The 15333-nt window shown below is 44.8% G+C and carries 9 protein-coding genes; 3 read left to right on the top strand and 6 right to left on the bottom strand.

What is annotated here, in order from left to right; all coding sequences use genetic code 11:
• The first annotated feature begins 5 nt into the window (after positions 1-5).
• The 3 genes from DWX84_RS00940 to DWX84_RS00930 all read left to right on the top strand — a co-directional run bounded on the left by DWX84_RS00940 (position 6) and on the right by DWX84_RS00930 (position 3821).
• Positions 6-1253, top strand: a complete 1248-nt coding sequence (locus tag DWX84_RS00940) for a glutamate-5-semialdehyde dehydrogenase (RefSeq protein ID WP_005867252.1) — start codon at positions 6-8, stop codon at positions 1251-1253.
• A 50-nt stretch (positions 1254-1303) separates the two neighbouring features.
• Entirely contained in the window at positions 1304-2779 is a 1476-nt protein-coding gene (locus tag DWX84_RS00935) for a HAMP domain-containing sensor histidine kinase (RefSeq protein WP_005867251.1), read from the top strand.
• 79 nt (positions 2780-2858) lie between these two features.
• On the top strand, positions 2859-3821 hold the full coding sequence (locus DWX84_RS00930) for an N-acetylornithine carbamoyltransferase (protein ID WP_005867250.1): 963 nt from the start codon (positions 2859-2861) through the stop codon (positions 3819-3821).
• A gap of 199 nt (positions 3822-4020) precedes the next feature.
• On the opposite strand, the gene DWX84_RS00925 is transcribed toward DWX84_RS00930, so the two are convergent.
• From DWX84_RS00925 to rplL, 6 genes are all read right to left on the bottom strand, one after another.
• Positions 4021-4335 (bottom strand): DUF3467 domain-containing protein, encoded by a 315-nt coding sequence (locus DWX84_RS00925; protein WP_005854225.1) that lies wholly within the window; start codon positions 4333-4335, stop codon positions 4021-4023.
• A gap of 362 nt (positions 4336-4697) precedes the next feature.
• Positions 4698-5582, bottom strand: a complete 885-nt coding sequence (locus tag DWX84_RS00920; RefSeq protein WP_005854224.1) for an AraC family transcriptional regulator — start codon at positions 5580-5582, stop codon at positions 4698-4700.
• A 15-nt stretch (positions 5583-5597) separates the two neighbouring features.
• Positions 5598-6461, bottom strand: coding sequence for an endonuclease/exonuclease/phosphatase family protein (locus DWX84_RS00915; protein ID WP_057326326.1), 864 nt, complete (start codon positions 6459-6461; stop codon positions 5598-5600).
• Between the two features lie 160 nt (positions 6462-6621).
• A complete protein-coding gene (rpoC, locus tag DWX84_RS00910) occupies positions 6622-10917 on the bottom strand; it encodes a DNA-directed RNA polymerase subunit beta' (RefSeq protein ID WP_048927529.1) in 4296 nt (1431 codons plus the stop codon).
• 76 nt (positions 10918-10993) lie between these two features.
• Complete coding sequence (gene rpoB, locus DWX84_RS00905) at positions 10994-14806, bottom strand: DNA-directed RNA polymerase subunit beta (RefSeq protein WP_048927528.1); 3813 nt, start codon at positions 14804-14806, stop codon at positions 10994-10996.
• A 107-nt stretch (positions 14807-14913) separates the two neighbouring features.
• The gene (gene rplL / locus DWX84_RS00900; RefSeq protein ID WP_005854220.1) at positions 14914-15291 is read right to left on the bottom strand and encodes a 50S ribosomal protein L7/L12; all 378 of its coding nucleotides are present in this window, start codon (positions 15289-15291) and stop codon (positions 14914-14916) included.
• Between the last annotated feature and the right edge of the window lie 42 nt (positions 15292-15333).

Raw genomic sequence — 15333 nt, 5'->3', positions numbered from 1 at the left:
AAAGTATGAATGTAAAAGATATGCTGCGACAGGCATCGGATGCGGCTAAACAATTGATAACGCTATCGGATCAAACGATTATCGGGATCTTAAAGGAGACAGCGCAGGTTCTACGGACTCATACGGAGGAGGTACTCGCCGCGAATCGCCAAGATCTGGAACGTATGGACCCAGCGAACCCGAAATACGACCGGCTGAAATTGACAGAGGAAAGGCTACAAGGTATCGCCGCCGATATGGAGAATGTATCGACATTACCTTCTCCATTAAATAAGGTCTTGAGCGAGACTACCCGCCCGAACGGAATGGTTATCCGAAAAGTAACCGTGCCTTTCGGGGTGATCGGTGTGATCTATGAGGCTCGTCCGAATGTTACCTTCGATGTTTTTTCCTTATGTTTCCGAAGCGGTAATGTTTGCGTGCTAAAGGGTGGATCGGATGCGGACTTCTCTAACCGAGCCTTGGTACGCATCATCCATTCTGTATTAGAGCGTCAGGGTATAAATCCGGCGGTATGCACTTTACTACCTCCGGATCGAGAGGCTACGGCGGAATTACTGGGAGCGGTCGGCTTGGTTGACTTAATCATTCCTCGTGGAAGCAGTTCCTTGATTCACTTCGTCCGGGAACACGCGAAAGTTCCGGTGATCGAGACTGGCGCTGGTATCTGTCATACCTATTTTGATCGCTCCGGAGATAAAGGCAAGGGACGTGAGATCGTAAATAACGCAAAGACACGGAGGGTCAGCGTATGTAATGCCTTGGATTGCTTAATCATCCACCGAGAACGTCTATCTGATCTTCCGTATATCTGTGGAAAGCTTCCGGACAGCAACGTAATCATTTATGCGGACGAACCGGCTTATGCCGCTCTATCCGAACATTATCCGGAGACGCTTTTACAACAGGCTAACGAAAACAGTTTCGGTACCGAGTTCCTCGATTACAAAATGAGTATCCGTACCGTATCCTCTTTAGACGAGGCTCTATCACATATCGCCCGGTACAGTTCAAAACATAGCGAAAGCATAATCAGCGAAGATCCGGAAACTATCCGGCGCTTCCAGCAATTGGTAGATGCCGCTTGCGTATACGCAAATGTATCTACCGCCTTTACTGATGGGGCCCAATTCGGATTCGGGGCGGAGATCGGAATCAGTACCCAAAAGCTACATGCCCGGGGACCGATGGCGCTTCCTGAATTAACGACTTATAAATACATCATAGAAGGAGACGGGCAGACGAGAATATAGGAACTCGCCTGTCTCTTTCTTCTAGAACAACACTTAAATCTAAACGAATAATGTCAACAGTAATAGATTCAAATATTTTCAATACTTTAGTTTCAAATACATTCTATTCCTGTCCTTTAGGAGGGGCTATCTATGATACGGAAGGAAATCTGATAGACTTGAATAAGGCGATGTTCGCTCATTTTTCCTTGGCAGATAAGCATGACTTTATTATAGAACATCTATTTAATAACATCGTACTAACCGATTCCTTGAAGTCATCTTTAAGAAAAGGTGACGCAATTATATGCGAAGAGCCCGTCACGTTTAAAGTAGAACCCATCTATACCGATGAACAGGGGCTTAGCGGGTATACGCTTTGGCTTACGCAGCAGGGAGAAAAAGAAACTGACAGGGAAAATAAACTATTGATGGGACAATTGAACGAGAGCCGGATATTGATGCGGCAAGCGTTGGAAGACGGTAAATTAGCCGCTTACTCATTCAGCTTCGACCGTTTCTCCACTTGCGACAAAAAGCATTGTAACCGCTGTTTTCAATTCTACGGCACGACCAATACTCTATTAGATAAAAACAGGTTTATATGCAGGGCTTTATCATCCGTACGTAAGCCAGAGGATAGTTTGGATTTCTTCTATCTGTTCAATAAAATCCGGGACGAGAAATTATCGTCTCACAACGTCACCTTCCACCTGAAGAATCAAGACGGGACTTATAAGATGTATGAAATATCGGGTAAAAGCATGGATATTGATGAAAGCGGCACCCCACATGTCATTATAGGTAGCATTATCGAAAAGGAAAACGACGAGCTAGCTATCGCGAATCATCAGAAATCCAAGGATCTTTCCCTATTGAAATCTACGTTTCTGGCAAATATGACGCACGAGATCCGGACTCCGTTAAATGCCATCGTCGGCTTCTCCGATATGTTAGGACTGGAAGATGATCCGGAAATGCGTGAACAGTATATTTCCATGATTAAAGAAAATAACACGGCTTTGCTCGAATTAATCAATGACACACTCGAGATGTCCAGAATCGAGTCCAATACGATCAATTGGTCATATGAGGATGTAAATCCGCTCGCTATCATGCACGATGTATACGAATACGCCTCTCCCCGCATATCCGAAAACGTACGGTTAATCTTGGATGATTCTCCAAACGTATCTCTTCACACGGATAAACATAAGCTTATGCTTATCTTGAAAAAACTACTTTCTAACGCCCTCCGATATACGGAGAAAGGAGAAATTCATTTCGGATACCAATCGTTGTATCCGGTCAGCGTGCAATTTTACGTGTCCGATACAGGCAACGGCATCCCGAAGGACAAACTAGGGCACATCTTCGAGCGATTCCTGCAATTGAACGAATTTGAACCGGGTACCGGATTGGGACTTTCAATCTGTAAAGGTCTGGTCACCGCCATGGGAGGTACCATTTGGGTGAACTCGGAGGAAGGGAAAGGTTCTACCTTCAGTTTCAAACTACCCATAACACCTCCGGATACGATCTCTTAAACAATTCCTTGGTCTTTCTAAAGGATAATTGACAAGTAGTCATTATCTTTGCCTTTAACAAAATATTATTGTAACAGATATGAGACATTTCACTTGCGTACAGGATTTAGGTGACTTGAAACAAGCGCTTAATGAAGCTTTCGAGATCAAGAAAGATCGTTTCCAGTTTAGTGAACTGGGAAAAAACAAGACGTTGTTGATGATATTTTTCAACTCAAGCCTACGTACCCGCTTAAGCACCCAAAAGGCTGCCATGAACTTAGGTATGAACACGATCGTTTTGGACGTTAACCAAGGTGCATGGAAGCTGGAAACAGAGCGAGGTGTTATCATGGATGGTGATAAACCGGAGCATTTGCTGGAAGCTGTTCCTGTAATGGGCTGTTACTGCGATGTGATCGGGGTCCGTTCTTTCGCACGCTTTGAGAATAAAGAAGATGATTATAACGAAAAGATATTGAGTCAGTTCATCGAGCATTCCGGCCGGCCGGTATTTAGCATGGAAGCGGCGACACGCCATCCGTTGCAAAGTTTCGCCGACTTGATCACGATAGAGGAATATAAGAAAACAGCTCGTCCGAAGGTAGTCATGACTTGGGCTCCTCATCCGAAATCATTGCCGCAAGCCGTACCAAACAGCTTTGCCGAATGGATGAACGCTACAGATTATGAGTTTGTTATCACTCATCCGGAAGGTTATGAGCTTGATCCTAGATTCGTAGGCAACGCTAAAGTGGAATACGATCAGAAGAAGGCTTTTGAAGGAGCGGATTTCATTTACGCAAAGAACTGGTCCGCTTATAAAGATCCGAATTACGGACAAGTAATCAGCACAGATCGTAGCTGGACCGTAGACGCAGAGAAAATGGCGCTTACGAATAACGCTTATTTCATGCATTGCTTGCCGGTTCGCCGCAATATGATCGTTACCGATGATGTGATAGAGAGCCCGCAAAGTATCGTAATCCCCGAGGCGGCAAACCGTGAGATCTCCGCACAAACCGTATTGAAGAAAATATTGATGGGATTATCTAATCTTTAGGATAGAGAGATAGGGTATTCTTTACGATGGGCATTCTTAGGTGTTTATAACAGGCATTCTTAACACCTAAGAATGCCCATTGTAAGCATCTAAGAATAGGCATCAAGGTTTTTCAATGTAAACGAGCCATCCCAACAATAAAAGAGTACTCCCCTACTCTTGTAGAAAAGTACTCTTTCTATGGCTGAAAACAAATCTATTAAGCCTCTCCTGTCGGACCTGCGAAGTCCTCAAAATTAGCTGTTTTGTTATTATTATTTCCTGCTTGAAGTTGCTCCCCAAATTTCTTGATATTGTCTTGCAAAGCGAATAACAAACGTTGAGCGTTATCCGGAGTTAAGATTACGCGACTTTTCACTTGTGCCTTAGGAGCTCCCGGAACCACCCGGATGAAATCTAGGATAAATTCAGAGCTTGAATGAGATATAATAGCCAAATTGGCGTAAGTTCCTTGTGCCATCTCTTCAGATAACTCGATCTGAATCTCGTTATTGGCAGGTTTGTTGTTTTCCATACTTTCTTCTTTTAAATTTATGGTGATTAAAAATTGCGAAGACAAATATACATATTTATTCCGGGTTACAAAGGGGTTGAAGACTATAAATGCAAAAACGACTACCTTCTCAGGCAGTCGTTTTCTAGTTGTGTTTTTAATTCTCAATTCTTTAGACCAATGTAAAAATACCTTTTGTGTTTGATATAATTGGTTTTGGCGTTTTAGTTAAGGTTTGTTTTGTCTAAGTGCTAATCTCTTTCACTTGAACTTTACAAAAGTAAGGGCTTTAGCAAAGACCACCAAATACTATATGTGCAATAAATAATACTATATCATCAACACTTGACACAAATCAATGTAAACATGCTTTAAATCATGTTTTAAATTATAAACCTCGAACGGGAATATTTTTCCCTGTACTCTGTAGGGGTACTCCCCCTACGCCGTTTGAATACCCGGTTGAAATTCGATAGATTATTAAAACCGCACCTGTAACATATTTCAGAAATACTGTCACTTGTATCGGTCAAACGGCATACCGCCTCGGCTACCCGGATCTCGTTCAAGTTATCGATAAATGTCTTTCCCGTCCACTTCTTCAAGAAACGCATCAATGAGGCATCGCTCATATTTGTTAACTTAGCCACTTCCGACAAGGTGATACGTTTTTGATAATTTTCGTGTAAATATAACATGATACTATCTAAACGATCGGTATCGTTATTATTATAGTTCTTTACCGTGTTCACGGCATTCAACCTACGGGCTGCTTTATCCAAAGATAGAATCTTAAGAATCTCGACCAAACGCAACAGGTTCTTGAAAGAATCCGGCTTGTTATCGTTCGACAACATTCTTAATTTATCTTGAATGCCAAGTATCATTTCCCGGCTGAAAACAAGACCACTGGAAGCGTTATCAAACATATCCTTCATGGTCTTGAAATGCCGTCTATTGATTAAGCTATCAAATAACGATTTATGAAATTGTATCGTTATCTCAAAGATCCCATTACACGGACACTTATGGTTCGAGTAAGCATGCTTCGTTCCTCCCGCGATCAACACCAAATCCAGATCATCGATTTCCTCGACCGAATCGCCAACTATCCGGATAGCACCAGCGGCATTCTCCAGATAGTTCAACTCAAACTCCATGTGTACATGTAACGGAAAATTAAACCCCGATTTCGGGCGTTGCATGACCAAGAAGCAATCTTCTGATGAAAGCGGGGTAGTTTCCTTCAATACGTCTACTTTCCCCATACACACAAAGCTTTTTTATTCGAGTATCAACGTACTGATTACCGGGCAATGGTCGGATGGGAACAGGTTATTCAACGTTTCAGTCAATACACCATGACGCAATACCTTGATATTCCCTTTCACGAAGATATAATCAATCCATTCACGCTTGTCGTAAGGGATCTTTCCAAAATCATGGAATGTCCATTCCGGGCCGTAAGTAAACCCTGCGATCGTGCGGGAATGAGTCAAATGACGAGGATCACTCGGATTAGTCAATACTTGTATCGGCTCATCAGAAGGCACGGCATTGAAATCGCCAGTCACGATTATAGGCAAATTCTCGGATAATTTCTTCGCTTGCTCCAGCACCAAAGAAGCTCCTTCATGACGAGCCACTTTCCCCATATGATCCAAGTGCGTATTCAAGAAAAAGAATTTCTTTCCCGTATTCTTATCTTTCAAGATCGCCCAAGTAGCAACACGCTCGCATGCGGCGTCCCAACCTTTCTTACCAACGGCATTTATATCTTCGGCTAACCAGAAATTACCGCTTTTCTCAACGGAGAAACGATCCTTACGATAGAAAATCGGAGTGTACTCCCCTTTCGTCTTGCCATCCTCACGACCAACACCCACATAAGCGTATTCCGGTAAACGATCAAGCAAATCATTCAGCTGATTATTCAAGACCTCTTGCGCACCGAACACATCCGCCTCATGGAATTTCACTAAATCAGCAGCGAAATCTCTTCTGAATTTCCATTGATTATCCTTATCACCCGAATTATCGTAACGGATGTTATAAGACATTACATTCATTTTCTCATCGTTGTTTTTAGCGAATAAGCAGCCAGTGGCAAATAAAGCCACCATTAAACAAAGTAAAATTCTCTTCATGATATTGATTATTATATGTTTCTTATATGTCTCAGTATTTATCTATGGTCTTTGTTACCTCGCAAAAATAAAGTTTATCCATTTATTAAGCAAATAAGGAAGAACAAAAAAGGCCGACAGATTGCTCTGCCGGCCTTTCTTTATAGTTTATTAAACGTTCCTATTCTTCATCATCTTTGTCCATGGCATTGAAATCAACCACGTTCTTGCGATTAGCGAAGATACGATCGAACTCATCCTTTGCGCCTACGATCAGCTTATCAAACTCACGCTGACCGGTACCAGCAGGAATCAAGTGACCACAGATAACGTTCTCTTTCAAACCTTCCAAACGGTCTACCTTTCCGTTGATAGCAGCCTCGTTCAATACTTTCGTCGTCTCTTGGAAAGATGCGGCGGACATAAAGCTGTTCGTCTGCAAAGCGGCACGTGTGATACCTTGAAGGATCTGGTTGGCTGTAGCCGGAATAGCGTCACGTACCTCGACCAACTTAAGGTCACGGCGTTTCAACATACTATTCTCATCTCTCAACTTACGTGCAGTCACGATCTGTCCGGCCTGCAATGTCTGAGAATCTCCCGGATCGGTAACAACTTTCTTGCCCCAGATACGATCGTTCTCGTCCATTACCTCCAACTTATCAACAATCTGCTGCTCCAAGAAGCGAGTATCTCCCGGATCAACCACCTCTACCTTACGCATCATCTGACGAACGATAACCTCGAAGTGCTTATCGTTGATCTTCACACCCTGTAGACGGTATACATCCTGAACCTCATTCACGATATATTCCTGTACAGCCGTCGGACCTTTGATCGCCAAGATATCCGAAGGAGTGGTAGCACCGTCTGATAGCGGCATACCCGCACGGATATAGTCGTTCTCCTGAACCAATAATTGTTTAGACAGAGGAACCATATATTTCTTAACCTCACCCAACTTAGACGTTACGGTGATCTCACGGTTACCACGTTTGATCTTACCGAATCCTACCTCTCCGTCGATCTCAGATACGACAGCAGGGTTAGACGGGTTACGAGCCTCGAACAACTCGGTTACACGAGGAAGACCACCGGTGATATCACCGGCCTTACCTACGGCACGAGGGATCTTAACCAAAACCTCACCAGCTTTCACTACATCACCATTGTCTTTCACGACGTGAGCGCCCAATGGCAAAGAGTAGTTCTTCAAGTAATTACCATTCTCATCCACGATATGAGCGGCCGGAGCCTTCGTCTTATCCTTAGACTCGATGATGATCTTCTCCTTCAAACCGGTAGTCTCATCACTCTCAACCTTGTAAGTTACGTTCTCTACCAAACTCTCGAACTCGATCTTACCGGAAACCTCTGATACGATTACGGCATTGAACGGGTCCCACTCGATGATCACGTCACCCTTCTTAATTGAGTCACCGTTGTTGAAGAACAACTTAGAACCATAAGGTATATTATGAGTCAACAACACGATCTTCGTGTTCGGATCAACAATGCGCATTTCAGCCAAACGGCTTACTACTACCAAATGTTTCTTTCCGCTCACCTCGTCTACCGCCTCAACAGCACGAAGCTCGTCGATCTCTAAAATACCATCATATTTAGATGTAATACTATTCTCTGTTGCGATGTTGGATGCGATACCACCGACGTGGAATGTACGCAACGTCAACTGTGTACCCGGCTCACCGATAGACTGCGCGGCGATTACACCGACAACCTCACCCTTCTGAACCATGCGGTTCGTAGCCAAGTTACGTCCATAGCACTTAGCGCAGACACCCTTCTTAGACTCACAAGTCAATACGGAACGAATCTCGACGCTCTCGATCGGAGAGTCTTGGATTGCCTTAGCGGCATCCTCACGGATTTCCTCACCGGAACGAACGATAACCTCGCCCGTAATCGGATGGATCACATCGTGAACAGATACACGACCTAAGATTCTCTCATACAAGGAAGCGATCACCTCCTCGTTATTCTTCAATTCCGTACAAACCAAGCCACGCAATGTACCACAGTCTTCCTCGTTTACGATCACGTCGTGAGAGACGTCAACCAAACGACGAGTCAAGTAACCGGCATCGGCAGTCTTCAAAGCGGTATCGGCCAAACCTTTACGAGCACCGTGAGTAGAGATAAAGTACTCCAACACGGACAAACCTTCCTTAAAGTTAGAAAGGATCGGGTTCTCGATAATCTGACCACCTTCTGCACCACTCTTCTGCGGTTTCGCCATCAAACCACGCATACCGGACAACTGACGAATCTGCTCCTTAGAACCACGGGCACCGGAATCCATCATCATGTAGATTGAGTTGAATCCATCGTTATCCGCCGTCAATTGCTTAATCAAGATATTAGACAAGTTACTATTAACGTGTGTCCAAGTATCGATAATCTGGTTATAACGCTCGTTGTTGGTAATGAAACCCATATTATAGTTAGCCATGATCTGCTCAACCTCCTCATATCCCTTCTGAACCAACGCGTCTTTTTCAGCAGGAATAAGCACATCAGCCAAGTTGAAAGACAGACCACCCTTAAATGCCATATAGTAACCCAAGTTCTTGATATCATCCAAGAACTGAGCGGTACGAGCTACGCCACAAGCCTTGATTACCCGACCGATGATGTCGCGAAGAGACTTCTTACCCAACACCTCGTTTACATAACCAATCTCTTTCGGCACGAACTCGTTGACCATCAAACGTCCAACAGAAGTCTCAACCATCGTCTTCACCAAGTTACCGTTCTCATCCAAATCCTCCACGTAAACATGGATCGGAGCATGGATATCCAACTTCTTCTCATTGTAAGCGATCGTAGCCTCTTCCGGACCATAGAAAGTCAAACCTTCGCCTTGTGTACCCTTGCGCAACTTGGTAATATAATACAAACCAAGCACCATATCCTGAGAAGGTACGGTAATAGGAGCACCATTCGCAGGGTTCAAGATATTGTGTGAAGCCAACATCAACATTTGAGCTTCCAAAACAGCCTCATTACCTAACGGCAAGTGAACAGCCATCTGGTCACCGTCGAAGTCGGCGTTGAATGCCGTACATGCCAACGGGTGCAACTGGATAGCCTTACCCTCGATCAATTTCGGCTGGAACGCTTGGATACCCAAACGGTGCAATGTCGGGGCACGGTTCAATAATACCGGGTGACCTTTCATTACGTACTCCAAAATATCCCAAACAACCGGTTCCTTACGGTCAACGATCTTCTTGGCAGATTTCACCGTCTTCACGATACCGCGTTCGATCAATTTACGGATAACGAAAGGCTTATAAAGCTCGGCAGCCATATTCTTCGGCAAACCGCACTCGTGCATCTTTAATTCCGGACCTACGACAATAACCGAACGAGCGGAGTAGTCTACACGCTTACCCAACAAGTTCTGACGGAAACGACCTTGTTTACCTTTCAAACTGTCGGACAAGGACTTCAACGGACGATTGGCGTCTGTCTTAACCGCGCTCGATTTACGAGAGTTGTCAAACAAAGAGTCCACGGCCTCCTGAAGCATACGTTTCTCATTACGTAAGATCACTTCCGGAGCCTTAATATCGATCAATCGTTTCAAACGGTTATTACGGATAATAACACGACGATATAAATCATTCAAGTCAGAAGTAGCGAAACGGCCACCGTCCAGCGGAACCAACGGACGCAGTTCAGGAGGGATCACCGGGATCACCTTCATGATCATCCATTCCGGTTTGTTACGACCTCTGGACGCACGAAAAGACTCAACCACCTGAAGGCGTTTCAAGGCCTCGTTCTTTCTCTGTTGAGATGTGTCCGTGTTCGCACGGTGACGCAACTCATAAGAAAGAGAATCCAAGTCCAAGCGAGCCAACAGATCATAAACAGCCTCAGCGCCGATCTTAGCGATGAACTTATTCGGATCCGTATCCTCTAGCAATTGATTTTCTCTTGGAAGGCTATCCAAAATATCCAGATATTCCTCCTCAGATAATAGGTCTAACTCACCGACCGTGTCTACGCAACCCGGCTGGATCACGACGTAGCGTTCGTAATAGATGATGGAATCCAGTTTCTTGGTAGGAAGACCTAGCAAGTAACCGATTTTATTAGGCAAAGAACGGAAATACCAAATATGGGCAACAGGAACCACCAAATGGATGTGTCCCATACGTTCACGACGAACTTTCTTTTCCGTAACTTCCACTCCACAACGATCGCAGACAATACCTTTGTAACGGATACGCTTGTACTTACCGCAATGGCACTCATAGTCCTTGATCGGACCAAAGATACGCTCACAGAACAAACCGTCACGCTCAGGCTTATACGTACGATAGTTAATTGTTTCCGGTTTCAAAACCTCACCGCTGGAGTTCTCTAGGATCTCCTCAGGGGATGCCAGACCGATGGTTATTTTTGAAAAGTTACTCTTTATCTTGTTTTCTTTTCTAAAGGCCATATTATTTATTTATAAAGAGTTATCAATAGATAAAGTAGACGGGCCGTAGCCCACCTACTTCTTTATTGTTATTGAATTAATCCAGAGTGAAACTCAAACCAAGTCCTCTCAACTCGTGCAATAATACATTCAGAGATTCAGGAATACCCGGCTGTGGCATCGGATCACCCTTCACGATCGCCTCATAAGCCTTCGAACGTCCTACAACGTCATCAGACTTAATCGTAAGAATTTCCTGAAGAACATGAGCGGCACCGAAGGCTTCCAGTGCCCAAACCTCCATCTCTCCGAAACGCTGACCACCGAACTGTGCCTTACCACCTAACGGCTGTTGCGTAATCAAAGAGTACGGACCGATTGAACGGGCATGCATCTTATCGTCAACCATGTGGCCCAACTTCAAGAAGTAAGTCACACCCACCGTAGCAGGTTGGTCGAAACGCTCACCAGTACCACCATCATACAAGTAAGACTTACCGTAGCGAGGAATACCAGCTTTGTCTGTCCATTCGTTCAAATCATCCAAAGTCGCGCCATCGAAGATCGGAGTAGCGAACTTAACGTCCAGCTCACGTCCGGCCCAACCCAACACGGCCTCAAAAATCTGTCCCAAGTTCATACGAGAAGGCACACCCAGCGGGTTCAAGCAGATATCCACCGGAGTACCGTCTTCCAAGAACGGCATATCCTCCTGACGAACGATCTTTGATACGATACCCTTGTTACCGTGGCGACCGGCCATCTTATCACCTACCTGAATCTTACGTTTCTTGGCGATATAAACCTTAGCCATCTGTACGATACCTGTCGGCAGCTCATCACCGATCGTCAAGTCGAACTTCTTACGTCTCAACTCAGCGTCAAGCTCCTTGTACTTCTTCAAATAATTCAAGATAACCTGTTTGATCAACTCATTCTTCTGAGCGTCTGCCGTCCACTTGCTTACTTGGATGGAGTTATAATCCAATTCTTCCAGAGATTTGCGGGTAAACTTAGCACCCTTAGCGATAATCTCCGTATTCATATAGTCTTTAACACCTTGAGAAACCTTGCCGTTTGTAAGCACTAACAACTTATCAACTAACAAAGTCTTCAAGCTAGCCATCTTTTCTTCGTATTCCTCGTCCAACTTCGGCAAGATCGCCTTATCAGTCAATCTGGATTTACGTTTCTTGACAGCCTTCGAGAACAAAGCGGTCTCGATAACCACACCGCGCAAAGACGGAGTAGCCTTCAAGGAAGCATCCTTCACATCACCCGCCTTATCACCGAAGATAGCACGCAACAACTTTTCCTCCGGAGATGGATCAGACTCACCTTTCGGAGTGATCTTACCAATCAAGATATCACCCGGCTCGATGCGAGCACCTACACGAACGATACCTCTCTCATCCAAATCCTTGGTAGCCTCTTCGCTGACGTTAGGGATATCGGAAGTCAATTCCTCCATACCACGCTTTGTCTCACGTACCTCAAGGATGTATTCGTCAACGTGGACAGACGTAAAGAAGTCCTCACGAACCATACGCTCGTTCAACACGATAGCATCCTCATAGTTATAACCCTTCCAAGGCATGTAAGCCACCTTCACGTTACGTCCCAAAGCAAGCTCGCCTTTCTGGGTTGAGTAACCCTCGGTAAGGATATCGCCGGCTTTCACACGTTGTCCGCGATGACAGGTCGGTTTCAAATCGACTGTCGTACTTTGGTTGGTCTTACGCCATTTCGGGATATTATATGTCTTAACCGCATCCTCGAAGCTAACGAATTCCTCGTCCTCCGTGCGGTCATATTTAATCTTGATACAAGTAGCATCAACGAACACAACCTCGCCCTCACGCTCAGCCATAATCTGAGTACGGGAGTCACGGGCAACCTGCGCCTCAATACCGGTACCAACAATCGGAGCGTCCGTACGCAACAAAGGAACTGCCTGACGCATCATGTTAGATCCCATCAACGCACGGTTAGCGTCATCGTGTTCCAAGAATGGGATCAAAGAAGCTGCGATAGAAGCGATCTGCTGCGGAGCCACGTCCATCAAGTCAAGCTCAGAAGGAGGAACAACCGGAAAGTCAGCCTCGAAACGAGCCTTCACCTTATCACGAATAAACTTACCGTTATCATCCAATGGAGCGTTACCTTGAGCGATTGTCAACTCTTCCTCTTCCTCCGCCGTGTAGTATTGCAAGCCTTCCTCAGAGAAGTCGACCTTTCCATCTGCCACCTTACGGTACGGAGTCGAGATGAAACCAAGATCGTTGATCTTAGCGTATACACATAAAGAAGAGATCAAACCGATGTTCGGACCTTCCGGGGTCTCAATCGGACAAAGACGACCATAGTGCGTATAGTGAACATCACGAACCTCGAATCCGGCACGCTCTCTAGACAAACCTCCCGGACCTAGGGCTGATAAACGACGCTTGTGCGTGATCTCCGCCAACGGGTTCGTCTGGTCCATGAACTGAGACAAGGCATTCGTTCCGAAGAAAGAGTTAACCACGGAAGAAATCGTCTTCGCATTGATCAAATCAATCGGAGTAAACACCTCATTATCGCGAACGTTCATACGTTCACGAACTGTACGTGACATACGAGCCAAACCAATACCGAACTGGTTATACAATTGCTCGCCAACCGTACGTACACGACGGTTGCTTAAGTGGTCGATATCATCCACGATAGCCTTCGAGTTGATCAACTCGATCAGGTACTTGATGATCTCGATAATATCTTCTTTAGTCAAAACCTTAACATCAGCGCTTGTAGTAAGGCCTAACTTCTTGTTGATCCTGTAACGTCCCACCTCACCCAGATCATAACGTTTCTCTGAGAAGAACAGGTTCGTGATAACCTCGCGTGCGCTAGCCTCATCAGCCGGTTCCGCATTTCTCAACTGTCTGTAGATATACAACACAGCTTCCTTCTCGGAGTTACTCGGGTCTTTCTGGAGCGTATTATATATGATAGCATAGTCAGACAGATTCTGGTCCTCACGATGCAACAAGATATTTTGCGTGCCTGAATCCAAGATAGCCTCGATATTGTCGCTATCCAGTACAGACTCACGGTCGATGATAACATCGTTACGTTCAATAGAAACCACCTCACCGGTATCCTCATCTACGAAATCCTCCACCCAAGTCTTCAAAACACGAGCGGCCAGCTTACGTCCGATAAACTTCTTCAGGTTTGCTTTCGTTACCTTAACCTCTTCCGCAAGGTTGAAGATTTCAAGAATATCTCTATCGCTTTCAAAACCAATAGCTCTCAAAAGAGTAGTTACAGGCAATTTCTTTTTACGGTCGATGTAAGCGTACATCACATTGTTGATGTCCGTAGCGAACTCGATCCATGACCCCTTGAACGGGATAATACGTGCGGAGTACAACTTCGTTCCGTTTGCGTGCGTGCTTTGTCCGAAGAATACGCCCGGAGAACGGTGCAGCTGAGACACGACAACACGCTCGGCGCCGTTGATCACGAAAGTACCTCTGTCCGTCATATACGGAATCGGACCCAAGTATACATCTTGGATCACCGTATCGAAGTCCTCATGATCCGGGTCCGTACAGTACAGTTTTAACTTCGCTTTTAAAGGCACGCTATAGGTTAACCCGCGAGCGATACACTCATCGATACAGTAACGAGGCGGATCTATATAGTAATCTAAGAACTCCAACACAAAATTGTTACGGGTATCCGCAATCGGGAAATTCTCGGCAAATACCTTATACAATCCCTCCTTCTTTCTCTTTTCAGGAGGAGTGTCAAGTTGAAGAAAGTCTTGGAACGACTTCAATTGAACTTCGAGAAAGTCCGGATACGGGAACTGATTCTTTATCGAAGCAAAATTAACTCTTTGGTTTTCAGCTGTTGAAGACATCTAGTAAGGAATTTATTGAACTTATTGAAATTATAGACACAAAAAGGTTAAGAGTCTTCGTAGTCGGAGACTCTTAACCAAATCACCTGGAAACCAGGTTATAAATACTATTTAAGCTCAACTTCAGCTCCAGCCTCTTCCAACTGTTTCTTCAATGCCTCAGCATCAGCTTTAGCGATACCTTCCTTGATTGCACTAGGAGCGCTATCTACCATATCCTTAGCCTCTTTCAAGCCAAGACCTGTTAATTCTTTAACTAACTTAACGATAGCTAATTTATTAGCACCTGCTGCTTTCAATACAACATCGAAAGAAGTCTTCTCTTCTGCAGCGGCAGCAGCACCACCAGCAGCAGGACCAGCAACAGCAACAGCTGCAGCAGCAGGTTCGATACCGTACTCTTCTTTAAGGATAGTAGCTAATTCGCTAACTTCTTTAACGGTCAAGTTTACTAATTGTTCTGCAAAAGCTTTCAAATCTGCCATTTTTGTATGATTTAAATGATTATTTATCTGTGTAATGTTTTA

The organism is Parabacteroides sp. AF21-43 (assembly GCF_003635435.1).
GTDB lineage: Bacteria > Bacteroidota > Bacteroidia > Bacteroidales > Tannerellaceae > Parabacteroides > Parabacteroides distasonis.
The sequence above is the reverse complement of the archived record's forward strand: the minus strand, read 5'-3'. Positions and strand labels throughout refer to the sequence as shown.